This window comes from Sphingomonas abaci, assembly GCF_014199625.1.
Taxonomy (GTDB): domain Bacteria; phylum Pseudomonadota; class Alphaproteobacteria; order Sphingomonadales; family Sphingomonadaceae; genus Sphingomonas; species Sphingomonas abaci.
Genome location: NZ_JACHNY010000014.1, coordinates 15,297 through 40,272 on the forward strand (window position 1 = coordinate 15,297; position 24,976 = coordinate 40,272).

At 64.5% G+C, this 24,976-nt stretch carries 24 protein-coding genes; 15 read left to right on the forward strand and 9 right to left on the reverse strand.

Annotated features, from left to right (window positions below):
• The 14 genes from GGQ96_RS19105 to GGQ96_RS19170 all read left to right on the forward strand — a co-directional run bounded on the left by GGQ96_RS19105 (position 1) and on the right by GGQ96_RS19170 (position 15,204).
• Positions 1 to 3,246, forward strand: coding sequence for an efflux RND transporter permease subunit (locus GGQ96_RS19105; protein WP_043061459.1), 3,246 nt, complete (start codon positions 1 to 3; stop codon positions 3,244 to 3,246).
• A 57-nt stretch (positions 3,247 to 3,303) separates the two neighbouring features.
• Complete coding sequence (locus tag GGQ96_RS19110) at positions 3,304 to 3,792, forward strand: SRPBCC family protein (protein WP_043061492.1); 489 nt, start codon at positions 3,304 to 3,306, stop codon at positions 3,790 to 3,792.
• Positions 3,789 to 4,157 (forward strand): hypothetical protein, encoded by a 369-nt coding sequence (locus tag GGQ96_RS19115; protein ID WP_043061458.1) that lies wholly within the window; start codon positions 3,789 to 3,791, stop codon positions 4,155 to 4,157. Before GGQ96_RS19110 ends, GGQ96_RS19115 begins: the two co-directional genes overlap by 4 nt.
• Positions 4,158 to 4,224: 67 nt before the next feature.
• A complete protein-coding gene (gene fliE / locus GGQ96_RS19120) occupies positions 4,225 to 4,566 on the forward strand; it encodes a flagellar hook-basal body complex protein FliE (RefSeq protein ID WP_043061491.1) in 342 nt (113 codons plus the stop codon).
• 30 nt (positions 4,567 to 4,596) lie between these two features.
• Positions 4,597 to 5,484: a bestrophin family protein gene (locus GGQ96_RS19125; RefSeq protein WP_043061457.1), complete on the forward strand. Its 888-nt coding sequence runs from the start codon at positions 4,597 to 4,599 to the stop codon at positions 5,482 to 5,484.
• Positions 5,481 to 5,870, forward strand: a complete 390-nt coding sequence (locus GGQ96_RS19130) for a hypothetical protein (protein WP_241769377.1) — start codon at positions 5,481 to 5,483, stop codon at positions 5,868 to 5,870. Before GGQ96_RS19125 ends, GGQ96_RS19130 begins: the two co-directional genes overlap by 4 nt.
• Positions 5,871 to 6,070: 200 nt before the next feature.
• Positions 6,071 to 8,569, forward strand: coding sequence for a heavy metal translocating P-type ATPase (locus tag GGQ96_RS19135; protein WP_061780452.1), 2,499 nt, complete (start codon positions 6,071 to 6,073; stop codon positions 8,567 to 8,569).
• A gap of 117 nt (positions 8,570 to 8,686) precedes the next feature.
• The gene (locus GGQ96_RS19140; protein ID WP_043061455.1) at positions 8,687 to 9,307 is read left to right on the forward strand and encodes a DedA family protein; all 621 of its coding nucleotides are present in this window, start codon (positions 8,687 to 8,689) and stop codon (positions 9,305 to 9,307) included.
• A gap of 565 nt (positions 9,308 to 9,872) precedes the next feature.
• Positions 9,873 to 10,559, forward strand: a complete 687-nt coding sequence (locus tag GGQ96_RS19145; protein WP_043061453.1) for a ZIP family metal transporter — start codon at positions 9,873 to 9,875, stop codon at positions 10,557 to 10,559.
• Positions 10,560 to 10,614: 55 nt separating this feature from the next.
• The gene (gene copM, locus GGQ96_RS19150) at positions 10,615 to 10,998 is read left to right on the forward strand and encodes a CopM family metallochaperone (protein WP_052814285.1); all 384 of its coding nucleotides are present in this window, start codon (positions 10,615 to 10,617) and stop codon (positions 10,996 to 10,998) included.
• Positions 10,995 to 11,954 (forward strand): cation diffusion facilitator family transporter, encoded by a 960-nt coding sequence (locus tag GGQ96_RS19155; RefSeq protein ID WP_043061452.1) that lies wholly within the window; start codon positions 10,995 to 10,997, stop codon positions 11,952 to 11,954. The genes copM and GGQ96_RS19155 overlap by 4 nt, the downstream gene beginning before the upstream one ends.
• Positions 11,955 to 12,025: 71 nt before the next feature.
• Positions 12,026 to 12,301: a TFIIB-type zinc ribbon-containing protein gene (locus GGQ96_RS21875; RefSeq protein ID WP_367890210.1), complete on the forward strand. Its 276-nt coding sequence runs from the start codon at positions 12,026 to 12,028 to the stop codon at positions 12,299 to 12,301.
• Between the two features lie 198 nt (positions 12,302 to 12,499).
• Positions 12,500 to 13,591: an inositol-3-phosphate synthase gene (locus tag GGQ96_RS19165; protein WP_043061451.1), complete on the forward strand. Its 1,092-nt coding sequence runs from the start codon at positions 12,500 to 12,502 to the stop codon at positions 13,589 to 13,591.
• Positions 13,592 to 13,632: 41 nt separating this feature from the next.
• Positions 13,633 to 15,204 carry a mechanosensitive ion channel family protein gene (locus GGQ96_RS19170; protein WP_052814284.1) on the forward strand — a complete coding sequence of 524 codons (1,572 nt, stop codon included), beginning with the start codon at positions 13,633 to 13,635 and terminating at the stop codon, positions 15,202 to 15,204.
• Between the two features lie 282 nt (positions 15,205 to 15,486).
• Here the strand turns inward: GGQ96_RS19170 and GGQ96_RS19175 are convergent, their stop codons facing one another.
• The 3 genes from GGQ96_RS19175 to GGQ96_RS19185 all read right to left on the reverse strand — a co-directional run bounded on the left by GGQ96_RS19175 (position 15,487) and on the right by GGQ96_RS19185 (position 18,540).
• Complete coding sequence (locus GGQ96_RS19175) at positions 15,487 to 16,218, reverse strand: hypothetical protein (RefSeq protein WP_043061449.1); 732 nt, start codon at positions 16,216 to 16,218, stop codon at positions 15,487 to 15,489.
• 2 nt (positions 16,219 to 16,220) lie between these two features.
• Positions 16,221 to 16,667, reverse strand: coding sequence for a disulfide bond formation protein B (locus tag GGQ96_RS19180; RefSeq protein WP_156477765.1), 447 nt, complete (start codon positions 16,665 to 16,667; stop codon positions 16,221 to 16,223).
• Between the two features lie 1,468 nt (positions 16,668 to 18,135).
• Entirely contained in the window at positions 18,136 to 18,540 is a 405-nt protein-coding gene (locus GGQ96_RS19185) for a MerR family transcriptional regulator (RefSeq protein ID WP_184116963.1), read from the reverse strand.
• Positions 18,541 to 18,600: 60 nt separating this feature from the next.
• Between GGQ96_RS19185 and GGQ96_RS19190 the strand changes: the two genes are divergently transcribed.
• Positions 18,601 to 19,368: a glutaredoxin family protein gene (locus GGQ96_RS19190; protein ID WP_184116964.1), complete on the forward strand. Its 768-nt coding sequence runs from the start codon at positions 18,601 to 18,603 to the stop codon at positions 19,366 to 19,368.
• 50 nt (positions 19,369 to 19,418) lie between these two features.
• On the opposite strand, the gene GGQ96_RS19195 is transcribed toward GGQ96_RS19190, so the two are convergent.
• From GGQ96_RS19195 to GGQ96_RS19220, 6 genes are all read right to left on the reverse strand, one after another.
• Positions 19,419 to 19,826, reverse strand: a complete 408-nt coding sequence (locus GGQ96_RS19195) for a DUF411 domain-containing protein (RefSeq protein ID WP_184116974.1) — start codon at positions 19,824 to 19,826, stop codon at positions 19,419 to 19,421.
• Positions 19,827 to 19,917: 91 nt separating this feature from the next.
• Entirely contained in the window at positions 19,918 to 20,298 is a 381-nt protein-coding gene (locus tag GGQ96_RS19200) for a DUF305 domain-containing protein (protein ID WP_184116965.1), read from the reverse strand.
• 75 nt (positions 20,299 to 20,373) lie between these two features.
• Positions 20,374 to 20,976, reverse strand: a complete 603-nt coding sequence (locus tag GGQ96_RS19205; protein WP_221240068.1) for a DUF305 domain-containing protein — start codon at positions 20,974 to 20,976, stop codon at positions 20,374 to 20,376.
• Between the two features lie 33 nt (positions 20,977 to 21,009).
• Entirely contained in the window at positions 21,010 to 21,756 is a 747-nt protein-coding gene (locus GGQ96_RS19210) for a PepSY domain-containing protein (RefSeq protein ID WP_246360736.1), read from the reverse strand.
• Entirely contained in the window at positions 21,747 to 22,973 is a 1,227-nt protein-coding gene (locus GGQ96_RS19215) for a copper resistance protein B (protein ID WP_184116966.1), read from the reverse strand. Before GGQ96_RS19215 ends, GGQ96_RS19210 begins: the two co-directional genes overlap by 10 nt.
• On the reverse strand, positions 22,970 to 24,946 hold the full coding sequence (locus tag GGQ96_RS19220; RefSeq protein WP_184116967.1) for a copper resistance system multicopper oxidase: 1,977 nt from the start codon (positions 24,944 to 24,946) through the stop codon (positions 22,970 to 22,972). Before GGQ96_RS19220 ends, GGQ96_RS19215 begins: the two co-directional genes overlap by 4 nt.
• Between the last annotated feature and the right edge of the window lie 30 nt (positions 24,947 to 24,976).

Consider the following 24,976-nt stretch of genomic DNA (forward strand, 5'->3'; position numbering starts at 1 on the left):
ATGATCGCCCGCATCGTCACATGGGCGGTCGAGAAGCGTTGGCTCGTCCTGCTGCTCGCCGTCATCGCCGCAACCATCGGCGCCTTCTCCCTCTACCGGCTGCCGATCGACGCGGTGCCGGACATCACCAACAATCAGGTGCAGATCAACGTTCGCGCGCCAGCGCTGTCGCCCGAGCTGGTCGAGAAGCAGGTGTCGTTCCCGATCGAGACGGCGCTCGCCGGCACCCCGGGCCTCGAATACACCCGCTCGCTGAGCCGCAACGGCTTCGCCCAGATCACGGCCGTCTTCTCCGACGCGACCGACATCTACTTCGCCCGCCAGCAGGTCGGCGAACGGCTGCAGGGCGTGGCCGAGAACCTGCCCGACGGCGTGAACCCCGAAATGGGACCGATCGCGACCGGTCTGGGCGAGGTGTACATGTACACCGTCCGCCTGCAGCACCGCGCCGACGACAAGCACAAGCCCGGCGAGCCGGGCCAGCAGCCCGACGGCAGCTACATCACCCCCGAGGGCGATCGGCTGACGAGCGAGGAGGACAAGGCGACCTATCTGCGTACCGCGCAGGACTGGATCGTCACCCCGCTACTGAAGAACACGCCCGGCCTGGCTGGTGTCGACTCGATCGGAGGCTATGCCAAGCAGTTCCTGGTCGTCCCCGATGTCCAGAAGCTCGCTTCACTCGGCATCACGCTGACCGAACTGGGTAACGCTCTCGAGCGGAACAATACCAGTGTCGGAGGCGGCTTCGTCAACCGCAACGGTGAGGGACTGGCGGTAAGGTCGGACGCTCTGGTCCGCAACACCGGCGAGTTGGCCCGGACCGTCGTGGCGACCCGCAACGGTGTGCCCGTGACGCTCGATCAGGTCGCGACCGTTCGCACCGGACAGGCGATCCGGATGGGTTCCGCGTCCGAGAACGGCACCGAGGTCGTGGTGGGCACCGCGATCATGCGGATCGGTGAGAACAGCCGCTCGGTCGCGACCGCGGTCGCGGACAAGCTGAAGACGATCAACGCCTCGCTTCCGCCGGACGTGGTGGTGCAGCCGGTGCTCAACCGCACCGAGCTGGTTAACTCCACCATCCGGACGGTGGCGCGCAACCTCGGCGAAGGCGCGGTCCTCGTCATCGTCGTCCTGTTTCTCCTGCTCGGAAACTTCCGCGCGGCGCTCATCGCAGCGCTCGTCATTCCGATCACGATGACGCTAACCGGATTCGGGATGCTCAAGGCAGGCGTCTCTGCCAACCTCATGAGCCTCGGCGCGCTTGACTTCGGCCTGATCGTCGATGGTGCGGTCATCATCGTCGAGAATGCGTTGCGCAGGCTCGCGGAGCGCCAACATCACGAAGGCCGACGGCTCACCGTCAAGGAGCGGCTCGCGAGCGTGGCGGCTGCCGCGCGCGAGATGATCCGGCCTTCGGTATACGGACAGGCGATCATTATACTCGTCTACGTACCGCTGCTCACGCTCACCGGCGTCGAGGGCAAGACGTTCGTGCCGATGGCGCTCACCGTCATCATCGCGCTCGCCTTCGCGTTCGTGCTGTCGCTCACCTTCGTGCCTGCGATGATTGCCATCTGGCTGTCGAAGAAGGTCGATGAGGAGGACGGCCGCATCGTCACCTGGCTCAAGAAGCGCTATGAGCCGGGGCTCAATCGGGCCATGAGGCGTCCCACGATCACGATCGGGGCGGCCGTCGGCAGCCTCGTCCTGGCGGTCTTAGCGTTCGGAACGCTGGGGCAGGTGTTCCTGCCGCAGCTCGACGAGGGTGACCTGCTCATCCAGTCGCTGCGCATCCCGGCGACGTCGGTCCAGCAGAGCCAGGCGATGCAGGTGCCGATCGAACGCATGATGTCGAAGCAGCCCGAGGTGCAGTTCGTCTATTCGAAGACGGGCACCGCCGAGCTCGCATCGGACCCGATGCCGCCCAATGCCACGGACATGTTCGTCATCCTGAAACCGCGCGACGCCTGGCCCGACCCCAAGTTGGCGAAGGAGGATCTGGTCAAGCGCATCGAGGGCAATCTCGCGAAGTTCCCGGGCAACGCCTACGAGATCACCCAGCCGATCCAGATGCGCTTCAACGAGCTGATCGCAGGCGTTCGCGGCGACATCGCCGTCAAGGTCTTCGGCGACGATTTCTCCGCCATGAACCGGACGGCGGAGCAGGTCGCGTCAATCCTGCGCAAGACGCAAGGCGCGGCCGACGTGAAGGTCGAGCAGACGACGGGTCTCCCGATGCTCGACATCCGCGTCAACCGCGATGCGATGGCACGCCTCGGCGTCACCGCTCAGGATGTGCAGGACACCGTCACCGCCACCCTCGGTGGCCGCACCTCCGGGCAGATCTTCGAGGGAGACCGCCGCTTCCCGGTTGTCATCCGCCTCTCGGAGGCGCAGCGTTCGGATCTGGGGCTGCTGCAGCAGGTCCAGGTTCCGGTCGCCGGCGGGTCCTTCGTTCCCCTTTCCAGCGTCGCCGACATCGGAGTCGTGGACGGGCCGAACCAGATCAGCCGCGAAAACGGCAAGCGCCGGGTGGTCGTGCAGGCCAACGTGCGTGGTCGCGACGTCGGAAGCGTTGTGGCCGACGCACAGGCTGCCATCGGCAGCCAGGTGCGCCTGCCACCGGGCAGCTATCTCGAATGGGGTGGACAGTTCGAGAACCTCCAGTCGGCCAGCGCAAGGCTGAAGCTGGTCATCCCGGCCTGCTTCGTCCTGATCCTGTTCCTCCTCTATGGCGCCCTGGGATCGGTGCGTGATGCCGCGATCGTGTTCACCGGCGTGCCCTTCGCGCTGGTGGGCGGCGTGCTGCTTCTCTTCGTGCGCGGCATGGACTTCTCGATCTCCGCCGCGGTGGGCTTCATCGCGCTGTCCGGCATCGCGGTCCTCAACGGCCTCGTCATGGTCAGCTCCATCCAGGACCTGATCCGTTCGGGCATGGACCGCGCCGAGGCGGCGCATGTTGGTGCGATGCAGCGCCTGCGTCCGGTCGCCATGACGGCGCTGGTGGCATCGCTCGGCTTCGTACCGATGGCGCTCGGACATGGTGCCGGTGCCGAGGTGCAGAAGCCGTTGGCGACGGTCGTCATCGGCGGGCTGATCTCGGCGACGCTGCTGACGCTCTTCGTGCTTCCCACCCTCTACGCGCGGTTCGGGCAGAAGGCGATCGAGCTGCCGGAGCACTACAACGAAGAGCACGAAGGCGATGATCACGGTCAGACCTTCGGGAAGACCATGGCCTGACGAACGAGGAGGGCGGCACCGTCGTGCCGCCCTCCCATATCGATGATGGGGATACCCATGCCGGAGATCACGATTTCCCGAGTTTTCCATGGCCCGCCGCTGCGGATCTGGTCCGCGCTGATAGAGCCCGAGCACCGTCAAGCCTGGAGGCCGATGATCCAGCTCGACGATGCCAGCCAGGTTGGCGAAACCCAGTGCACGTTCGCCTTTCCGGGCTGGTCACGCTCCGTCCGTTCACCCGCCGAGGTCGACCACCTGGACAAGCCCCGGGCTTTCGCCTGGTCGTGCGGCATTCCTCACGTGTTCATGATCGAGGAGCGCTTCGAACTCCAGGGCGACGACGGCGGCACCACGGTGTCGCACAGCTGCGCCCTCCGGGGCCTGCTCTCGCTCCCGATCGCCGCGATGGTTCTGCGTCGTCTGCGCGTACTGATGATCGAGGCCGACGACCGACTTGCGGCCTACCTTCACTGGCGCGCCGGACAGGCGGTCCGCGGAGCCGACCGGCGCCGCATAGCGCAGCACTATCGGAGGAAGGTACGATGATTGGCATCAAGATCGTCGCGATGGTCGGCTTCGTGGTCCTGACCGGCTGCTCGAAGCCCGCGCCCAGCGACCCGCCCACCCAGCAGGAGGTTCATTCCGCCGACAGCGGGGTGTCGAGCGGGCAACTCGGCCGTCACCGCTATCGCTGCGACGACGGAAGCAGGCTGCTGATCGACTACAAGGACGATGGACTGCGGCTCGACCTGCGCGACGGGAACGATGCTCCTCCCCGGATCCTCAGCGCGCCCACGCAGAGGCTGCAATATGTCGGCGACGGCATCACGGCGACATTCTCCGGAACGCAGCTGACGATCGTCGAGGGCACGAGCCGAACCCGGACCTGCGTCCAGGAGGGCAGCAAGTGACCCGATCGTATCAACGGTGCGGTTCGGCCGGAACACGTCCGCGCAGACGTCAGCGGAGGGCGTGACGATGTCCGATCCGACCATCTCGAACGTCATGGCGATCCGCGCAGACGTGATCGCGCGCAGTCGAGCGCTTCGCGAAGCGCAGCCGAACGTCGCGCCCGGCGCGGCGCCGGGCACCCCCTCGTCCAGTTTCGCACAGACGCTCGATGGCGTCGTAGCGAAGGTCAACGAGACGCAGCAGCGGGAAGACGTCGCTACCGAGGCCTACGAGCGCGGCGAGACGAACGACATCGCGACCGTCGCGCTGATCCAGAACCGTGCAAGTGTCGCGTTCGAAGCGACGCTTCAGGTCCGCAACAAGCTTCTGTCCGCATACAAAGACATCATGAACATGCCGCTCGGCTGATGCCGAAGCATGCTGGAGCAATGAACATTTATGATTGTGGGCGCCACGCCACGATTTCGGCAGATCATGTTTGAGGTATGGAAGCCGCTGACGATCCTCTTCGTATGGGACGTTGCGGTCACCGCCTTCCACTTCATGACGCCGATCAAGGAGCCGCCGCTTCCGACTGCGTTGTTCGGCACCGCGATCGCGCTGTTCATGGGCTTTCGGACCAACGCCGCATATGCGCGCTGGTGGGAGGCGCGGACTTTATGGGGCGCGCTCATCAACGCGTCGCGATCTTTGTCGCGCGTCGCGCGGAGCCTTTCGGAAGGGAAGGACGATGCGGAGGGTCTCCACCAGGATGTGGTCCGTCGGCAGATCGCCTTCGCCCATGCGATACGATGCCAACTCCGCCGCGAACCCGCCTACGACGAGATCAGGCGGATCGCGGGCGAAACGCTTGCCGAAATGGTCGTTAAGAAGACGAACCCGGCCAATGCGATCCTGAACAGCATCTCTCTGCTGTTCGCCAGTGCCCTCGCGAACCGCAGGATCGACACCATTCAGCAGGCGATGGTCGAGCGCGTGCTGGTCGACATCGCCAACGCCCAAGGCGGTATGGAGCGGATCAAGAACACCCCGCTGCCGAATGGCTTCCGTTTCTTCCCGAACCTGTTCACCCGCCTGTTCTGCCTACTCTTGCCCATCGCGCTGGTCGAATCGCTCGGGCTCTGGACGCCGATAGGCTCGACGTTGATCGGCCTCGTCTTCCTCGCCGTGCTGAGCATCGGCGAAGATCTCACCGATCCCTTCGCCAACACCGTCCACGATGTGCCGCTCACCGCCATGTGCCGCACGATCGAGATCGATCTGCTCGAGTCCGCCGGCCTCGAGGCGCCAGCACCGCTCAAACCGGTGCATGGAGTCCTGTGGTGAGCAGCGAGCGAGCTAAACGGACGGCTGTGCCTCGTGGCAGGCTCTCCCTGCTCGCGCTCGCCGCACTGGGCCTCACGGCTTGCGGGCCAGCGCCAGACGACACGGAAGGCGTTCTTCACAACGCGGAGACGATGCCGGACTTGGTTGGGCAACGTGTCGTCTACTGCGACGACGGATCGCGCGCCGACGTCGACTACCTCCGCGATGGTCTGCGTATGGCGGTCACCTGGCTGCCGCGCGGCAGGACGGAGATCCTGCGCGCGCGGGGCACCGGTGACGAGTTCCGCAACGGCAGCACGAGGGCGGTGATCGCGGGTGGATCGATCGCCTTCACCCGCTCCGACGGCAAGGTGCGCGTCTGCCACCGCACCAAGGGGGAGAACTGAGCGATGCGCCCTCTTGCACGCACTTCGTTGTCGGCGTCCGCGGTGATCCTCGGCACGATCATCATCACCAGAAGCGGGCTGAAGCTGCGGCTGGTTTCGTGTTCTCGGCACCTCGCCGCGAGCGTCGTCTTCCTCGCCGCCGCACGCGAGATGCGACGCGATGCCCGCATACGATCGAAGATCACAGTTGGGAGGCCGTCATGAACGACAAGCTCGAACTCGACATTCCGGTGCTGCTGCCCGACCTGCCCGATGCCGCCGACGCCTGCCTGGAGCGCCTCGTCTCCACCCTGGCGACGCGCGACGGCGTCGAGAAGGCCCACGTCATCGCTGTCGACGGTGACGCCCCTGCGGCACTGTGCATCCATTTCGACGCCGCCAAGCTGCCGCTGCCGCGGCTGCGCGAGATGGTACGTGCGGCAGGCGCCGAAATCACCGAACGCTACGGCCATTCCGTTTGGGAGGTTACGGGGATCACGCACGAACGTCGGGCACGCACGATCGGCGACACGCTCTGCGCGATGCCCGGCGTTGTCCAGGCGAGCGCGACCACCAGCGGAACGATCCGCGTCGAATACGATCGGCAGCGGACCGGCGAGGACGAGATCCGTGCGACGCTTCGCAAGCTCAAGGTGGGTCTCGGCGAACGGATCGCAGCCGACGATCATGCCGGACACGATCATGGGAAGGGCGCCCGGACGAAGGAGGAGCAGCATGGCCCAGGCGACGGCCACGACCATTCGCACGCCGAGTTCCTAGGGCCCAACACCGAGTTGATCTTCGCTCTCGCCTGCGGTGCGCTGCTGGGGATAGGGTACGGCGTCGAGAAGCTGATGCCTGACGCGGCGCAATGGCTGCCGACCGCCTGCTTCGTCGCGGCCTATCTCTTCGGCGGCTTCTTCACGCTGCGCGAGGCGATCGACAACCTGCGACTCCGCAGGTTCGAGATCGACACTCTGATGCTGGTCGCCGCAGCCGGTGCCGCAGCCCTTGGCGCCTGGGCGGAAGGCGCGCTGCTGCTCTTCCTCTTCAGTCTCGGTCACGCGCTCGAGCATTATGCGATGGGTCGCGCCAAGAAGGCCATCGAGGCGCTGGCCAAGCTCGCGCCGGAGATCGCGACCGTTCGGCGGGACGGCCAGAAAAGCGAGATACCCGTCGAACAGCTGGTGATCGGCGATGTCGCGATCGTTAGGCCGAACGAACGCCTGCCTGCAGACGGCTTCATCATCAAGGGCTCCAGCGCGATCGACCAGGCTCCCGTCACCGGCGAGAGCATCCCGGTCGACAAGATCCCCGTCGCCGATGCCGCGATCGCTCGTGCCAAGCCGGACGCGGTGGGTCCGGAAAGCCGGGTGTTCGCCGGTACGATCAACGGCGGGAGCGCGATCGAGATCGAGGTGACGCGTCGCTCAAACGAGAGCGCACTCGCCAAGGTCGTGAAGATGGTCAGCGAGGCGGAAACGCAGAAATCGCCGACGCAGCGGTTCACCGATCGCTTCGAGCGGGTGTTCGTGCCTGCCGTCCTCGTGCTCGCCCTTCTACTCCTGTTCGCCTGGGTCGTCGTCGACGAGCCCTTCCGCGACAGCTTCTACCGGGCGATGGCTGTGCTGGTGGCGGCAAGCCCCTGCGCGCTGGCGATCGCGACGCCGAGTGCAGTGCTTTCCGGCGTCGCGCGAGCGGCGCGAGGCGGTGTCCTGGTCAAGGGCGGCGCGCCGCTGGAAAATCTCGGATCTTTAAAGGCGATCGCCTTCGACAAGACTGGCACGCTGACCGAAGGACGGCCACGCATCACCGATGTCGTGGTGGTCGATGCTGCCGACGAGAACGAGCTGCTGGCACTCGCCGTCGCGGTCGAGGCGCTCAGCGACCACCCGCTTGCGCAGGCGATCGTCAAGGACGGCCGTGAACGACTCGGCGCACGCGGACTACCCGAAGCCGGAGACCTCAAGAGCCTCACCGGCCGCGGCGTCACCGCAACCGTCGGAGACGAGACGGTATGGATCGGGAAGGCCGAGATGTTCGGCAAGGAAGGCATTCCGGTATTGGGTCAAGGGGCAACGAGTGCCGTCGCCGCGCTGCGCGAGAGCGGCCGGACCACGATGGTCGTGCGCAAGGGCGACCGGGATCTCGGCGCCATCGGTCTCATGGACACGCCGCGCGAGGCCGCGAGGACCGCGTTGCGCCGTCTGCACGACATGGGTGTGTCACGGATGATCATGATCTCCGGCGACCATCAGAAGGTCGCCGAGGCGATCGCCCGGGACGTCGGGATCGATGAAGCCTGGGGCGATCTGATGCCCGAGGACAAGGTGGCCGCAATCAAGAAGCTGGCAGGCGAGGACAAGGTCGCGATGGTCGGCGATGGAGTCAACGATGCACCTGCCATGGCGAGTGCGACCGTCGGGATCGCGATGGGCGCGGCCGGGTCGGACGTGGCTCTGGAAACCGCGGACGTGGCGCTGATGGCCGACGATCTGGCCCATTTGCCGTTCGCGGTGGGTCTCAGCCGTCACACCCGTGGGATCATTCGCCAGAACGTCTTCGTCAGCCTCGGCGTCGTCGGCTTCCTCGTACCGGCGACCATCCTGGGGCTCGGGATCGGACCCGCGGTAGCGGTGCACGAGGGATCGACCTTGCTGGTCGTCGTCAACGCCTTGAGGCTGCTAGCCTACCGCGATCCGACCGGTAGGGCAGGATGACGGTGGAAGCCGTGAGAACGCCCACGTCTGAAAAGGCAGTTGCGTGCAGCAGCCTGGGGATGTTGCTCGAGCATCGTCTTCGGCTGCGCCCGCGACGCTCGGGGATCTGAAATCACAATGTTCGACATCATACTGGATGTACTTTCCTCCTTCAAAGGTTTCGGCGTTTTTCTGCTGATGCTTTTGGAGAACGTCTTTCCGCCGATCCCGTCGGAGGTGATCCTGCCGCTCTGCGGCTATGTCGCCACGCGAGGTGAAATCGGCGTGCCAGCCGTCATCGTCGCCGGCACGCTCGGATCGGGTGTCGGTGCGCTCCTGTGGTACTATGCCGGTCGCTGGGTCGGCGTCGATCGCCTGAAGCGCTTCGCCGCCTCGCACGGCCGCTGGCTGACACTGACCCCAAGCGAGATCGATCGGGTCGACCGCTGGTTCGATCGGCGCGGGCGCTGGGCGGTGCTGTTCGGACGCATGATCCCGGGCATCCGCACGCTGATATCCGTGCCGGCCGGCGTCAGCGGAATGCCGCTCGTACCGTTTCTCGTTGCGACGTTCGCAGGATCCGCAATCTGGACGAGCGTCCTGGTGGTGGCCGGCTTCCGATTGGGCACCCGGTATCGGCAGGTGGCCGACCTCATCGAGCCCACCAGCAACGCCGTGATCGTTGCCGCCTTCATCTGGTACGCCTGGAGGGTCGCAACGTTCGATCCATCGAGGGGGGGCACTGATGGCCCTCAGTAATCTTCGCGCGCGTCGATCCATTCGGGTCCAGGCCTGCTCGGATCGCACCCGGATCCGTTCTTCGGCGGGCGCCTTGCGTGGCCGTGCGATCGCCCTGCCTGTCCTGCGGACCATCACAGGGCAGAAGCGTTGCCTGACCACCCGATGAAGACGCTTCAGCTTTTCGCCGCTCTTCTTCCGGCCGGCCTGTGGCTCCTGGCCGCCAACCTGCTTGTACGCACGACGCGCCTTGGCAGAACCTACAGTCTGATCTCCACCCCGCATGTGCTCGTGCTGATCCGATGGATCGGAATGTTCCATCGCATCGGATTCGCGACATGGAGGCGCCGCGGAGGGAAGTGGCACTGGTCCTCACAACCAGGGCCGATCGCATGATCGTGAGGATCCGAAGGTCGGCATACCGACCGGCATCGACCGCATCGAGGGAGCGACGATACGCTGCGAAGACGCCGAAGCGCCGCGGCGGTCGGAGCACGATCCGACTTCGGACGATTGGTGATGGAAGGCTGTCCCGACCGACCGGGCGAAGCCGATCGCGCGGACATTCGCGTTTGGGAGTACTGCCATGCTGGCACTGAGCTACACCATCATCCCGACCATCGCGGTCATTCTGGGCGCAATTGCCGCGGTCGTGCGACGTCCCGGTGCCGCCTTTACCAGCGCCATGCAGCATCTCGCGGCCGGCGTCGTGTTCGCCGCGGCGGCGACAGAGATCCTTCCGCAGGTCAAGCACGAGGCGAGCCCGACCGCGACGTTGATCGGCGGGGCCGCCGGTGTGGCGGTCATGCTCGCGCTCAAGGGCTTCGAGGAACGCTTCGAAGGTCCCGCCGCGCTGCTGGGCGCGATCGGGATCGACCTGCTCATCGATGGCCTCGTGTTGGGACTGGCATTCGTCGCCGGCGCCAAGGCGGGCATCCTGCTGACGGTCGCGCTGACGCTCGAGGTGCTGTTCCTCGGCGTGACGCTCACGACGGAACTCGGTGAGACCATGCGCTCCAGGCTGCGGGTCGTCCTGACGGTCGCAGGCCTCGCCCTTCTGCTTCCGATCGGATCGCTGGCCGCGCTGCCGGTGGCCACACTGTCACCCGTGGTGATCGCCGGCTTTCTGAGCTTCGGCCTCATGGCGCTCCTCTATCTGGTTACCGAGGAGCTGCTGGTCGAGGCGCACGAGAAGCCGGACAGCCCACTCATCAGCGCCTTCTTCTTCATCGGCTTCCTCGCGCTGCTCGCGCTCGAGGAGATCGCCGGATGAACCGCCTCGATCCCAATCGGCGCCCTGCGCCCACCCATCCGAAAGGAGAGACGACATGCCCACGATGAAGAAAATGCTGGCGGTCGCGGCCGTCGCCGCGACCGCGTCGGTGAGCGCGCAACCGGTCGCACAGACCATGCCGCACGGACGGCACCTGCGACCGGCCGCACCGACAGGTTCTCCCGCGACGCGGGCGTATCGCGCAGCCAACGCCAAGATGCACGGCGTCATGGACATCCGGTTCACCGGGGATGCCGATGTCGACTTCATGCGTGCGATGATCCCGCACCACGAGGGCGCGATCGCGATGGCGGAGGTCGAGCTGAGATACGGCCGCGATCCCGAAGTGCGGAAGCTCGCACGGGAGGTGGTCATGGCGCAGCGGGCTGAGATCTCGCGGATGCGCATCTGGCTCGCGAAGCGGGAGGCCGGCAAGTGAGCGCCGGTCACGACCACGGCGCCGGAGCGCACGATGCTGGCGCAGGGCACGATCACAGCCATGGCGCGGGCGGTCACAACCATGCGGCCGGCGCCAACGCCAAGATGCTGAGCTGGGCGCTCGCGCTGACCTTCACCTACTTCATCGCGGAGGTGATCGGCGGCTTCGTCTTCAACAGCCTGGCGCTCCTCTCGGACGCCGCTCACATGATGACCGACGTGATGGCGCTGGTGATCGCGCTGCTGGCTATCAAGCTGGGCCAGAAGCCGGCCGACGACAAGCGGACGTTCGGGTATCGTCGTTTCGAAATCCTCGCTGCGGCCTTCAATGCCGTGCTGCTGTTCGGCGTAGCGATCTACGTCTTCGTCGAGGCGATCAAGCGCTTCAGCACCCCACAGGAGGTTCAATCCTGGGGCATGCTGATCGTCGCGACGATCGGCCTCGTCGTGAACATCGTGTCGATGCGGTTGCTGATGGCGGGTAAGGAAGGCAGCTTCAACGTCAAGGGCGCCTATCTGGAGGTCTGGGCCGACATGATTGGCTCCGTCGGCGTCATCGCCGGCGCTCTCACCATCCGCTTCACGGGTTGGACCTGGGTCGACCCAATCGTAGCGGTCGGCATCGGCCTGTGGGTCCTGCCGCGTACGTGGATCCTGCTGCGCGACACCAGCAACGTCCTACTAGAAGGCGTTCCGGGCGGCCTCAAGCTCAGCGAGGTTCGCACCGCCATCGCCGGCGTGCGCGGCGTCGCCGACCTTCATGACCTGCATGTCTGGTCGATGAGCAACGACGAGGTGAACTGTACGGTCCACCTCGTACTCGATCGCGGTGCCGACGTCGATGGGACGCGCTCGGCCGTTCAAGCGCTTCTGCGAGACCGATACGAGATCGGACACAGCACGATCCAGACTGAGGTCTCGGGACGCGATTGCGCCGAACAGGGCATCCATCCTTGAGCCTCTCGGGCGAACCTCAAGGGCAGGCCATGAACGACATCCCATCGTCATCGCAGCGCCGTGACGGCGTTATGCTGGCTCCCGGATGTCAGCTCGGACTGCTGATCGCCGACCGCCGAGGGGGCGAGCTCTACTATCGCCCCCGATGCCGAGGCGTCTGGTTTGACCCGAGCAGACTCGACAAGGTCATCGCGCGAAATCCGCCTACGCTGGCATTGATGGTCCGCGGGACAGCCCGCATCCCAGCAGCGCCCGCTTCCCTGCCCGGGGGCCTGAAACCAGACCGAAGAGCACGCCCGGCATTCGCGGCGCTGGCCGCCATGAGCGAAGTCGACGAGGGGGCGTGATCGACGGCCTCTTCAACCACTGAAAAGCAAGGCGACGAAGAGCCGTCGCTTGCAAGCAGCATTCAAGCCGACGTGATCAATGGCGCCGCCAATCCAGGCGGTGTCCTGGGCATGATCAGAGCGATGTCTGCGCAGGCGTCACGCATGGATGCTCACCATCGATAAAGCCGAGCAACGGCTGCATACCGGAGTAAATTCGTGAAACTCATCAACATCGCCATCGTCGGCATCGGCAACTGCGCGAGCTCGCTCGTCCAGGGGCTGGAGCATTATCGCGGAGGCACCAACGACGCGGCCGGCCTGATGCACTGGGAAGTCGGCGGCTATGAACCCTCCGACATCAAGGTCGTCGCCGCCTGGGACGTGGATACGCGCAAGGTCGGCAAGGACGTCGCCGAGGCGATCTTCGCCAAGCCCAATTGCACCGCGGTGTTCGCCGCCACCATCCCGTCGACCGGCACGGTGGTGAAGATGGGCGCGGTGCTGGACGGCGTCGCCGACCATATGAGCCAATATAAGGACGATCGCACCTTCGTGGTCGCCAACGACACGCAGCCGACCAAGGAAGAGGTCGTCGCCGAACTGAAGCGTTCGGGCACCGACGTGCTGATGAACTACCTGCCGGTCGGCAGCCAGGAGGCGACCGAATTCTACGCCGAATGCGCGCTGGAAGCCGGCGTCGCCTTCGTCAACAACATTCCGGTCTTCATCGCCTCCAACCCCGAATGGGCGAAGCGCTTCGAGGATGCCGGCGTCGCGATCATCGGCGACGACATCAAGGCACAGCTGGGTGCGACGATCGTCCACCGCGTGCTCACCGACCTGTTCGCCAAGCGCGGCGTCAAGCTCGACCGGACGTATCAGCTCAACACCGGCGGCAACACCGACTTCCTCAACATGTCGAACCACCGCCGCCTCGAATCCAAGAAGATCTCGAAGACCGAGGCGGTCCAGTCGGTCGCGGCCGAGCGGCTCGACGACGACAACGTCCATATCGGGCCGTCGGACTACGTGCCGTGGCAGAACGACAACAAGGTATGCTTCCTGCGCATGGAAGGCCAGCTGTTCGGCGGCGTGCCGATGAACCTGGAACTGCGCCTGTCGGTCGAGGATTCGCCCAACAGCGCCGGTGTCGCGATCGACATGATCCGTTGCGCCGCGATCGCCAAGGACCGCGGCATCGCCGGCGTGATCGACCCCGCATCCGCCTATTTCTGCAAGCATCCGCGCACCCAGATGACTGACGACCTCGCCCAGATCGCGGTCGAGAACTTCATCGCAGGCGCATGAGGCCATCGATGCTTCGTACATCACGCCTACACTTGATCGGCATGGTGCTCCTCGCGGGCGCCGTGCCGGGTCGGGCACAGTCGCAGGCCGCCCCGAAAGCCGGCGCGTCCGCGTCGTCCACAAAGCCCCCGACCGACATCTATGGCCGCGACACGCCGCGAGGCACCGTCTCGGGTCTTCTTTCCGCAATGGCCGAGCGCGATTACAGCCGGGCCGGCCGCTACTTCGAAGCCAAGGCGGACGTTCGCCGTCTGACGGAGGAGCTTCAGTCCGTATTGGATCAGAGCGGTGCGATCGATCCGTTCGTTTCGCTGTCCAACGACCCGCAGGGAAATCTGGAGGACGGTCTCGGGTCCAACATCGAACGGGTAGGAAGCCTCTCGAGAACGGGTGACGTACCCATACTCCTTACCCGTGGCGGAACGGCAACGGCCGGCAACGTCTGGCGTGTGGCGCTGAAGACCAGCATCGCCGCACGGCGGCTGCACGAGCATAGGAACACCGGCAAAGGCGGGCAACCGATCGAAATCGGGGGCGCGGCGGTCGGGGACTGGTCGACCCTGCTCGGCCTCGCGTCGCTCGTCTTCCTTGGCTTCTACGTGGTCAGCGCCGGGATCCTCTTCGTGATGAGGCGCACGATCCACGATCACGAAAGGAGCAGGACCTATCGTGTGGCTCAGGCGGCGATGCCGCCGGTAAGCCTGTTCGGGGCGACCCTGCTGTTCCAGCTATGGGCGGGATCGCTGCCGGTCTCCATCATCGCACGTCAAATCCTGCTGCGGTACCTGGGTGTTTTCGCCTGGATCGCGCTGGCGTGGTTCTTCGCCCGCATGATCGATGCGGTGGCACAGCTCAGCATCAATCGGCTCAAGGGACTGGAACGACGGCAAGCGGTGTCCGTGATCAGTCTCGTCCGTCGCGCTGCGAAGCTCGTCCTGCTGTTCATCGCGGTCGTGGCCGTCCTCGACACGTTCGGGATCGACGTCACGACGGGGGTCGCCGCATTGGGCATCGGCGGCATCGCCTTGGCTCTCGGGGCGCAGAAGACGGTCGAGAACCTGGTCGGAAGCGTGACGTTGATCGCAGACAAACCCGTGCAGGTCGGCGACTTCTGCAAGGTCGGTGACGTGGTAGGCACGGTGGAGGACGTCGGCATACGTTCCACTCGCATCCGCACCTTGGAGCGGACCGTGGTGACCATTCCAAACGGAGATTTCTCGGCGCGACAGATTGAAAACTTCGCTCGACGGGACTCCTTCCTATTCAATCCGATCATCAGGTTGGAGCACGGGATCAGGTCCGACAAGCTGCCCGCGACCCTCCACATGATGACGGAAATCCTGGAGGCGAACGAACATATCATCAAGCCGGGCGCGCGGGCGCGCCTGAAGGACATCAATCTGAGCTCCGTAGACATAGAAATCTTCTCCTACATCAGGGCGCAGGACTTCGACGAGAGCTTGATCATCCGACAGGATTTGCTCTTGAAGATCCATGCCAGCTTGGAGAAGGCTAAGGTTCCGATAGCCTACGCCACGCAGACCGTTCACCTGAAGCATGTGGATACCGACTCGGACGACGTGCCTGCGGAAGTCTCGCCGATTATAACCTGAACCTGGGACTTGCGCAGGGTGCGGGAGCGTGTTCGTCGAAGAAAGGTGCATCTAATGCGATGATGCAGGTCTTACCTGCGCTGCATCATCAGAAGCCACAGGTCCTCTCATACATGCGATGGCGTTCGATCCGGCTCATGCCAGTGGAACTATTCTTTAGCGGATTTGCATATTTCCCCTGCCGATCCGCAATTGAGGTTTGGACATGGCGGATCCTCATCAATAGCTCGTCAATCGACGGAGGCGCTGCGCGCTTCGGTTTCCCACGCGCAGCGCCTTGGCTCACGGCAACCTGACGGTCGCCAGTCCCGAGTTGCCCGTTCGGCCGTTCACGGCGTTGACGTAGATCTTCGCCTTCCCGGCTCGCGGTAGGGCGATGCGCCCACTGAACGTCCCAGGCGCCGCGGTGAACGCAAGCGGCGCGCTCGCCAGTTCGTGGCGCCCGCTCCAGATGCTCGCAGTGACGGCGTAATCGGCGGATGGCCAAGGTCCATCGGGAGTTATCGGGCAGCCGCACATCAGCTCGACCTTGGCCGTGATCAAAACCGATCGGCCCTGCGTCGATATGGTGGGCGTGATCGCGAGCCCCGGAAGCTCGACAAGCCAGCCATTGCCTGCCGTCACCGGCACGCCTGGGACGATCCAGCGCTGCGATCTCACGCTGATCCTGGATCGAGGACGACCTATGGGGCCCTCCACCTCAAGGTCAACGAGCGTCGGCTCGCCGAGATCGAGAGTGACCTTGTAGGATGCGGCATCGGCAAGCGCGATCGAAGGGCTGCGTCGAGACGCCTCCATGATCCGCTCCGTGTCGCCCGTCCCGCCCCTTGTGACGCCGCGTGCGAGCACCCTGCCCGATTTCACCTCGCGCAGCGTGATGGATGCTCCTCCCGTGTGATCGCCGACGAACTTCCCGTCCTGGCTGATTACCCGCACGACGATCTGCGTCGGCTCGGCCGCCGCGGGCGCGACCATCAAGAGCCATGCGATGCATGCCACCGTCGACTTCAGCATGATCAGGCCCTCTCCGTCCGAAGCGTCTGCCTCGCCGAGACCTCGAAGATGATCCCGAGCTGAAAGGACATGATCACGATGGCGCACGACGAGAGGATCGTCGAGTCGAACCAGATCGGATCATGAAGCTTGAACGTCCCTTTGAACATCGCGAGCCAGCCGCCATTGAAGTTCTGCATCATGCCGACGCCCAACCCGAGCGTGGCAACAGCGACTGCGGCATACCGGAGGAAGAACCGATTGCCGTACGGGAGAAGCAGAATCAGTATCCCCAGGATACCGATCGCCGAACGTTGGACTCGACAGAACGGACAGGCGTAGGTCGCCTGTGTGAGATCCAACGTCCAAGTGGCGACGCTGATCAGGATCGATACAAGCCCTGCCAGGAGCAGGAAGCGTTTGGTGCTGATGGCTGCGAGCGTTGTCTCGCTGTGACGTTGGCTGAGCATGAAGGTATGTTCCTCGCTTAGGTCGAGTCTGGTCGCGCGCCATCCGCGGACCGGAGGCGTCATGCGACCTTTCGAATCTTCCATCGGTCATGGAATTATGGTTGGAGGCGGCGGACGCAGAGGATGCCGCCTGACCGATGCCTAGCGGGTCGAGGGTGGTCCCCGTAGTGGAGGACGAAGACGTGGAGGAGCCGGCACAGTGCTTCGTACGGCGTGGAAGATCGACGTCTTGATGATGAAAGCGAGGGCGGCAGTCAGTAGGACCGGATCGACCGCCGAGCAGATCGAGGTGTCCGTGGCGGAGACCGAGCACGGTGACGCAGGGCGGATGGATTCGGAGCCGTCGCGCGTGTCCGTCGACGCACCCGGAACCTGAACGAGGGTCACCAGCGGACCAGAGCTCGTGCAAACCGCCATGACCACGTGGTTGCCCGTCCTCTGCGGCATGAAGCCGCTCGGGACGACGAGTCTTGCTGCGATCGCGAGCACCGCGAACCATATCGCCAGATGGCGCGAACATGGTTGTTGGAGCATACCCATGATGACGGGGTACATGACGTTCAACGCCGTGTCATGCAGGTTGTGGGCTTTCGACCGGAGAGTTGGTGCTTGATGCCGCGAGCGTGTTCACACCGACGACCAGCGGCGCGACACGTACGTCTCGCCCCATCCATCCGGGGAGCGGCCAAACTTTCAAATGTCCGGGATCCACAGGTAGTCCGATGGTGTGCCCTTCGCGAGGAACACGGGCCCGCCGGCACCGTGGCCGTTCGGTGCGGTAGCCCCAGCGCCCGCCTTGAAACGCATCGACGCCGCTACCGCGTGGATCGCGGCGCGAGGTTCGGCTTCCGCGACCAACGGTGTGCCACGTGACACACCGCGGGCTACTGGCGAGAAAGAAATCGATCCCGTCTTACGGGTCGACGATGATCGGGCGCTTCGGATCTATGGATCGGTGCGTATGGTCTTTTATAGCTAGCTCATCGCATGCAAAACGCACCAAAATTGAGAGTGGTACCTTTGAACCTGTAGCACACGGAAAGTGTACTGAGACCCGGTAGTGCTATACGGGTATACCCAAAAGGTACCGAGGTCCGGTCAGCCAAAGGAAGCAGTCTACGGGCAGGGGGATCGCCAGCTGGACCTTTCGGCAAAGACCTATCGTGGCCATCCTGCCTTTCCCGAAACTCCATGGCCGAAGGGCAATTTTGGGAAAATGGTTTTGGGAACGGATTTTTGGAAAGCGCCGTACCTGAGGCGAAAGGAAGCTCACCGGTCGACGCTGGCCAATCTCCTGCGCTTCGTTTGCGGGAAAGCCGTGAGGGCCGCTTCCACGATCGTGATATCCGCCTACTTCGCCGAAGATTTGGTCCGGGGTTCTGACACCCCCGGAACCCACCGAAACGGAGCGAATGGATGCGGTGTCACAACCGGACGGTTTTGACACCTTCGTGCTATCCATGCGGTATCAAAAGTCGAACGCTGTTAGGATAGGGCAGGGGCCTTCCGACCCAGTGCCGCACTCCTGCGCCAAGCGCTGAAGCGATGCACGAACACGGCTAAGTTCCTCGATCTGGGCATCCAAAGCCGCGATCCGCGCACTGGCAAGCTCACGGGCGCGAGCGCGATCATCGGTGGCGTCGAGCGCTACCAGCTCGCCGATCTGCTCCAGCGTGAAGCCCGCTGCCTGAGCCGATCTGATGAAACGCAGACGACGCACATCGTCCGCACCGTAGCGGCGAAACCCGCCGGCTGACCCGGAGCCCTCGGGCCGATCCTGCGTGCCGAGAAGTCCTCGGCGTTGATAGTAGCGGACCGTCTCGACTCCGACGCCCCCCTCGCGCGCAAAACCGGCAATCGTGAGGGATACCATGCTTGACTCCGTACTATACTACAGACCCCATATAGGGGTCGCGAGAACACGGAGAAGACGATGGCAAGCGCGGCCCCTACGAGAGCGACGATCTATCGGATGGTGATGCCGGAGCACACCTGCCCTTATGGCCTGAAGGCAAAGGATCTCCTGCGTCGACAGGGCTATGAAGTCGAGGATCACTGGCTGCGCACGCGGGAGGAAACCGACGCGTTCAAGGCGAAGCACGGGGTCAAGACGACGCCGCAGACCTTCATCGGGGGCGAGCGGATTGGGGGTTATGACGACCTGCGCCGCTTCTTCGGCAAGACTGTCCGCGATCCCAAGGCCGTCACCTACCGCCCGGTGATCGCGGTGTTCGCTATGACGGCGCTGATGGCGCTCGCTGCCAATTACGCCGCGTTCGGCACGCCCGTCACGGTGCGCGCGGGAGAGTGGTTCATCGCCTTCTCGATGTGCGTGCTTGCGATGCTCAAGCTTCAGAACGTCGAGAGCTTTTCGAGCATGTTCCTCAACTACGACCTGCTCGCCAAGCGCTGGGTGCCCTATTCCTACATCTACCCCTACGCAGAAGGTCTGGCGGGGGTTCTGATGGCGGCGGGCGCGTTAACCTGGCTCTCGGTGCCGGTCGCCCTCGTCATCGGCGCGATCGGTGCGGTGTCGGTCATCAAGGCCGTCTACGTCGACAAGCGCGAGCTGAAGTGCGCCTGCGTCGGCGGAGAAAGCAACGTGCCGCTCGGCTTCCTGTCGCTTACAGAGAACGTAATGATGGTCGCGATGGCGATCTGGATGATCGCCGCGCCGGTAGCGCTCTCAATGGCGCATTGAATCATCGGTCCGATGGCGGGTGGGAGCAGTTTACCGTTCCCGCCCGCTACCTAGCCGTGCCGGGCATAGATGCGACGACCGCCCGGGCCGAACGCGATCACGGAGAAGGGCTGAGCCTTCATGCCCGCTACCTCCATGCCGGGCGACCCGAGCGGCATCCCGCCGACTGCCAGCCCGCTCACGCCTCTGGGACGCTGCGCCAGAACGCGCTTCATGTCGGCGATCGGAACATGGCCCTCGAAGGCCATGCCGTCGACGATGGCGGTATGACAGGAAGCCTGATCCGCCGGGACGCCGACGCGACGCTGCAAAGCGCCGCGATCGGCATCGTCGATGATCCGCACCTTGCGGCCGAACTGCTGGCGGACCTGCTCGGCCCACTTCTCGCAGCAACCACACCCCGGATCGCGGTGCATGGCGATGTCGGCTGCGGCCATCGCGGTCGCGGGAAGCCCCATCAACAAGGCGGCAATCGCGGCACGAAAAGGTCGGTTCATCATCGGCTCCTCGATAGCTGCCCTACGTCGCCCAAAGGCGAGGGCGGGTCGGTTACTGCGGGTTCTTGCCCATTTTGCGCAGCATGGCGTTCAACGTCGCGATCTCGCGATTTTGGCTGTCGATCGTCTTCTGCGCCTCACGACGGATTTCCGCATTCCGGGTGCTGCGGAGCGCCGTCTGCGACATCGTGACCGCGCCGCGGTGATGCTCGATCATCTGACGAATCCACGTCTCCCCGGCATCGGCGCCCTTCGCCGCCATCATCCGCTCATGCATCTTCATCATGTCGGGGCCGTAGGGGTTGGCTGCGCTCGGCTGCATCATGCCCGAATGATCCATCCCCTGATGGTTCATCCCCTGGTGCCCGGCCTGCTGCGCCAACGCCGGGGTAGCGGCGAGCAGGGCGGCGGTCATGGTCGCGATCGTCTTCATGTCTGATTTCTCCTCGTCACCCGCCCATGCGAATAGGTACGTGCGCCGGCACGCCACCCCTCAATCAACGGCCACCTATCGGATCGGCTGCAAGGTGTTGATGCCGGTGCTCTGATCCGTCTCGGGGGGTGGGGGCGGCACCTGCCGGTCGCGATAGGAAGGCAGGTCCGGCGCATTAGGGGGCGTGGGGTTCGCTTCCAGTCGGGCGATCATCCGCTTCATCTGCGTGATCTCGCGAACCTGGGCGTCGATGATGCCATCGGCGAGCTTACGCACTTCCGGGTCTTTGATATGCGCCCGTTCGCTCGTCATGATCGCGATCGAGTGGTGCGGGATCATCGCCTTCATGTAGGCAACGTCCCCGACCGTCTCCTGGCTGCGGACAAGCCACAGCGCGCCGGCGAACACGATGACGGCGCCTGCCACGATGCCGAGATTGGCGCGGCGGTTCGGGTACATGCCCCACATGAAAGTGAGCATGATGATCGCCATCACCGCGCCCATGACGATCGCCATCCACGTTCGGGTCTGGCTGTACTCGACATGGCTCAACGCATAGGTGTTCAGGTACATCAACCCGAACATCACGACGGTCGATGTCGCGATCATGGCGGCGAACCGCCCGTAGCTCATGCCCATTCCGCCACTTGGGCCGGATCGGTGCTGGTCGTGGTCCATCGTCCGTTCTCCTCTGGCACCCCCCACAACAGACTACGCGGCGGTTCGGGCTGTCCCTTGCGCTTTTCTTCGACGGCGCCGGGGCCAGCGCATGAAAAGCAGGATCGCGCCCGCGACGCCGAACACGAGGCCGCCTGCGGCGAAGGCCATAAGCCAAGGCGTGTTGAACCGTTCGTGCTCGGTCCAATCCATGATGTGGAGGCCCCAGAAGAAGTCGTAGAGCCGCCACGTTCCGGTGCGCACCGAGGTCAGCCGGCCAGTTTCGGCCGCCACGTAGATGCGCGTCGCATCGTCATCAGAGAACGACGCCCGCCATGCGGGAAGGGCACCCCGGTATTCCGTGCTCGCGCGCTCCACCCGTTCGATCGTCGGAACTGCGGTTCCGCCGCGATAGGCCCTGCTGGCGATAATTGCCGCAGTCTTCGCGTCGATCGGCGGGAGCGGCGCGGCGGTCCGGGCGTCCAGCAACCGGATTTTGCCATCGGCAAGCTGCGCCTCAACGACGGGTCGGCCGAGCAGCATCCGGTGCTGAAGCTGGCGGACAGGCGCGCCGGCCTTCGCGAGCAAGGCGGCAACGGGCGCGAATGTCTTGTCGACCAACAGCGCCGGTTCGGCATTGCGATCGATCCGGTGATCGCCGTGTACCATATCGATCGGCAAGAGGCTCATAATGAGTCCGCTGGTGAACCATACGATCACCTGTGCCCCGATCAGGAGAGCAAGCCAGCGATGGACCTTGCTCGCTCCGATATGAAGACGCAGCCGCGGACTCAGAACCAGGTCCTCACGCCCGCGACGAAGCTGAACCCGCCCGTGTCACCGCCCCGTGCCCGCGTATAGCGCGCTGTGTCGCCGAACTGCCGTTCCCACGACACGCCGATGTAGGGCGCAAACTCGCGCCGGCCTTCGTACCGAAGCCTCAAGCCTGCCTCCAGATCGGTCAGCCCCGATCCGGTGCCCGTTTCCGGCACATCCTGCGCAGAAAAATTGGCTTCGACCCTCGGCTGAAGCGTGAAATAGTTGGTGATGCGCTGATCGTAATAGCCTTCAGCACGACCCAGCACCTCGCCCTTGTTCGACAGGAACAGCGCGCCTTCTACCTCAAACCAGTAAGGTGCCAGCCCCTCGATACCCACCGTCGCATAGGTTCGGGAGGGGTTGGGCTTGATGTCATAACGGACGCCCGCCTGGAGGTTCCAATAGGGGTCGAGCGCATGGCTGTAGAGCGCCTGGACTTCGGCGCTGTCGAGCGACTTGCCGAAGCTACCTTCGCCCTCCGACTTCAGCCACAGGCGATCAATGTCGCCTCCGACCCACGCCTCGCCATCCCAACGATACCCATCGCTACCCTTGCGAGCCTGGTACTCGGCCAAATTGAAGAGCACCTGATAGTAGGTCATCCCGCCATGCTCGCGACGCAAATCGTCCTCGCGAGAGGTAGCCATCGCCTTTGCTCCCCAGAAACGATCGGCAAGATGATCGCCGGAGGGCGCGGGAGCGGGCTTGTTGCCGGGGGGCAGGTCGGTCCCGACCTTGGCGCCGCCCTGATCGCCACCCATGGCCATACCGGGCATCGCCATGCCCGGCATCGCGCCCATGTCGTGGCCGGCGTGCGGGTCCTGCGCCGTACCTGCCGGGGCACTCATGCCGGGCATGGCGGACATGTCGTGGCCCGCGTGCGGGTTTGAGGCAGGGGCGGACTGCTGGCCGCCCATGTCCATCCCCTGCATCCCGCCCATATCGTGACCGGCATGCGGGTCGGTCGCCGGAGCCTGGGCAGGCGCACGTCGAGACGCCACCTTCCTGATGGGTGCCTTGCGCTTGGACACCGGCTTTGCGGTCGCCTTTCGCGCGGGTTTGGGGGTGGCGTTGGCGGCGGGCTTAGCCGGCATGGTCATGCCGGGCATGTTATGCATGGAATGATCCATGCTCTGGCCGAAGGCAGGTCCGGCGATGATCGCTGATGCCAAACCGGCAAGGAGGATCGACCGGCTCATACTGCGGCCTCCCCGGCCTTGCGGACCTGGACGACGCGCATCATGCCCGCGTGCATGTGGTAGAGCATGTGGCAGTGGAACGCCCAATCGCCTTCCTCGCCTGTCACGTCCCAACTGACGGTGCCGCCTGGTTGAACCAGCACGGTATGTTTCCGGGGCGCATAGGCGCCTTTCCCCGTCACCAGTTCGAAGAAGTGACCGTGAATATGGATCGGGTGGCCCATCATCGTGTCGTTGATGAGGGTGACGCGTACCCGCTCGCCATGCAGCAGCGTGATCGGATCGGGGTTCTCCGACAGCTTCTCGCCGTCGAAACCCCACATATACCGCTCCATGTTGCCGGTGAGGTGGAGCTTGATCTCGCGCTCTGGTGCCCGCGTATCGGGGTTGCGATCGAGCGCCATCAGATCGCGATAGGTCAGCACGCGGTGGCCGACATTCTCCAGTCCCTGACCCGGATCGCCGGTGCGGTCGACCGGCATAGCCGAGATGGTCTGAACGCCCGGCCCCTTCTTTACCTCCGGTGCCTTCGAGAAGTCGCGCATGTTCATGTTACCCATGTCCATGCCGGCCATCGACTGATCGCCTGCCATGCCGGCCATCGCGCCCGACCCGTGATCCATCCCGGCCATCGTGCCGCTCTGACCCTGCGGCATCGTCATCCCCGCCATCCCTCCGGCAGCGGCAGCGGCCGTGCCGTGGTTCATCTGGGAATGGTCCATGCCCTGCATCGAGCCGGCGCCGGCACCATGGTTCATCACGCTATGGTCTATGCCCGCCATCGAGCCGCTCTGCGCGCCTGTCGCGCCGTTCCCCATGCCCTGCATGGCGCCGTGATCCATGGTGCCCATGTCGTGGCCGCCCATGCCCATGTCCTTCATGGTCGCGAGCGGACGCTTGCGTAAGGGAGGAACCTCGGCCGCCATGCCCTCGCGGGGCGCGAGCGTCGCGCGCGCCATGCCCGAGCGATCGACACTTTCGCCCACCAACGTATAGGCGCGCATGTCGGGAGGCGAGACGATCGCGTCATAGGTTTCGGCAGGTCCGAACTGAAACTCGTCGATCTGGACCGGCCGCACGTTCAGGCCATCCGCCGCGACGATCGTCATCGGCAAACCAGGAATGCGGACGTTGAAGGTCGTCATGGACGATGCGTTGATGAAGCGGAGCCGCACCCGCTCGCCGGGCTTGAACAGCGCGGTCCAGTTGTCGTGTGGGCCATGGCCGTTGACCAGATAGGTGTAGGTCGATCCGGTCACGTCGGCGACGTCGGCCGGGTCCATCCGCATCTTGCCCCACATCAGCCGCTCTTTCAGCGGCTGATCCTTGCCCGCGAGCAACCCGGCCAGGGTCTGGCGCTGGCGATTGAAATAGCCCGACTCCTTCTTGAGCCTGTCGAACAGGTAATGCGAATGCTGGAAGCTGTGATCGGACAGCACGATGACGTGCTCGCGATCGAACTGCACCGGGTCCGGGTCCTTGGGATCGATCAGGATCGGACCATAGTGACCGTCCTGTTCCTGGAATCCCGAATGGCTGTGATACCAGTAGGTGCCGCTCTGGATGATCGGAAATTCGTAGGTGAAGGTCGAGCGCGCCGGAATGCCGGGAAAGCTGATGCCAGGAACACCGTCCATCTGAAACGGCACCAGCAGGCCATGCCAGTGGATCGAGGTTTCCTCGTCCAGGTCGTTGACGACATGAAGGCGCACGTTCTGGCCTTCGCGCAGGCGGATCAGCGGTGCCGGCACGGTGCCGTTGATGCCGATCGCGTTGCTTTCCCGCCCGTCGATCATCATCATCTGATGCGCGACCTTCAGCGTGATGTCCTCGCCCGAGACGGTCGGCAACGGCTTGGCGATACCAGCGGAGACGGGTTGCGCCCACGCTGGCATATAGGCCGACAGGGCAAGACCGCCTCCCGCCATAGTGGCACCGCGCAGGACTTGGCGGCGATCGAGAACGCGCGACATCGAAGCTCCTCAAGGGTTGGGCCGCGATCG

Bases quoted from the DNA above. Each gene is read 5' to 3' on its own strand.
- GGQ96_RS19105 (WP_043061459.1), top strand. From the start codon at position 1: ATGATCGCCCGCATCGTCACATGGGCGGTCGAGAAGCGTTGGCTCGTC.
- GGQ96_RS19110 (WP_043061492.1), top strand. From the start codon at position 3,304: ATGCCGGAGATCACGATTTCCCGAGTTTTCCATGGCCCGCCGCTGCGG.
- GGQ96_RS19115 (WP_043061458.1), top strand. From the start codon at position 3,789: ATGATTGGCATCAAGATCGTCGCGATGGTCGGCTTCGTGGTCCTGACC.
- fliE (WP_043061491.1), top strand. From the start codon at position 4,225: ATGTCCGATCCGACCATCTCGAACGTCATGGCGATCCGCGCAGACGTG.
- GGQ96_RS19125 (WP_043061457.1), top strand. From the start codon at position 4,597: ATGATTGTGGGCGCCACGCCACGATTTCGGCAGATCATGTTTGAGGTA.
- GGQ96_RS19135 (WP_061780452.1), top strand. From the start codon at position 6,071: ATGAACGACAAGCTCGAACTCGACATTCCGGTGCTGCTGCCCGACCTG.
- GGQ96_RS19140 (WP_043061455.1), top strand. From the start codon at position 8,687: ATGTTCGACATCATACTGGATGTACTTTCCTCCTTCAAAGGTTTCGGC.
- GGQ96_RS19145 (WP_043061453.1), top strand. From the start codon at position 9,873: ATGCTGGCACTGAGCTACACCATCATCCCGACCATCGCGGTCATTCTG.
- copM (WP_052814285.1), top strand. From the start codon at position 10,615: ATGCCCACGATGAAGAAAATGCTGGCGGTCGCGGCCGTCGCCGCGACC.
- GGQ96_RS21875 (WP_367890210.1), top strand. From the start codon at position 12,026: ATGCTGGCTCCCGGATGTCAGCTCGGACTGCTGATCGCCGACCGCCGA.
- GGQ96_RS19170 (WP_052814284.1), top strand. From the start codon at position 13,633: ATGGTGCTCCTCGCGGGCGCCGTGCCGGGTCGGGCACAGTCGCAGGCC.
- GGQ96_RS19175 (WP_043061449.1), bottom strand. From the start codon at position 16,218: ATGCTGAAGTCGACGGTGGCATGCATCGCATGGCTCTTGATGGTCGCG.
- GGQ96_RS19180 (WP_156477765.1), bottom strand. From the start codon at position 16,667: ATGCTCAGCCAACGTCACAGCGAGACAACGCTCGCAGCCATCAGCACC.
- GGQ96_RS19185 (WP_184116963.1), bottom strand. From the start codon at position 18,540: ATGGTATCCCTCACGATTGCCGGTTTTGCGCGCGAGGGGGGCGTCGGA.
- GGQ96_RS19190 (WP_184116964.1), top strand. From the start codon at position 18,601: ATGGCAAGCGCGGCCCCTACGAGAGCGACGATCTATCGGATGGTGATG.
- GGQ96_RS19195 (WP_184116974.1), bottom strand. From the start codon at position 19,826: ATGGGGCTTCCCGCGACCGCGATGGCCGCAGCCGACATCGCCATGCAC.
- GGQ96_RS19200 (WP_184116965.1), bottom strand. From the start codon at position 20,298: ATGAAGACGATCGCGACCATGACCGCCGCCCTGCTCGCCGCTACCCCG.
- GGQ96_RS19205 (WP_221240068.1), bottom strand. From the start codon at position 20,976: ATGGACCACGACCAGCACCGATCCGGCCCAAGTGGCGGAATGGGCATG.
- GGQ96_RS19215 (WP_184116966.1), bottom strand. From the start codon at position 22,973: ATGAGCCGGTCGATCCTCCTTGCCGGTTTGGCATCAGCGATCATCGCC.
- GGQ96_RS19220 (WP_184116967.1), bottom strand. From the start codon at position 24,946: ATGTCGCGCGTTCTCGATCGCCGCCAAGTCCTGCGCGGTGCCACTATG.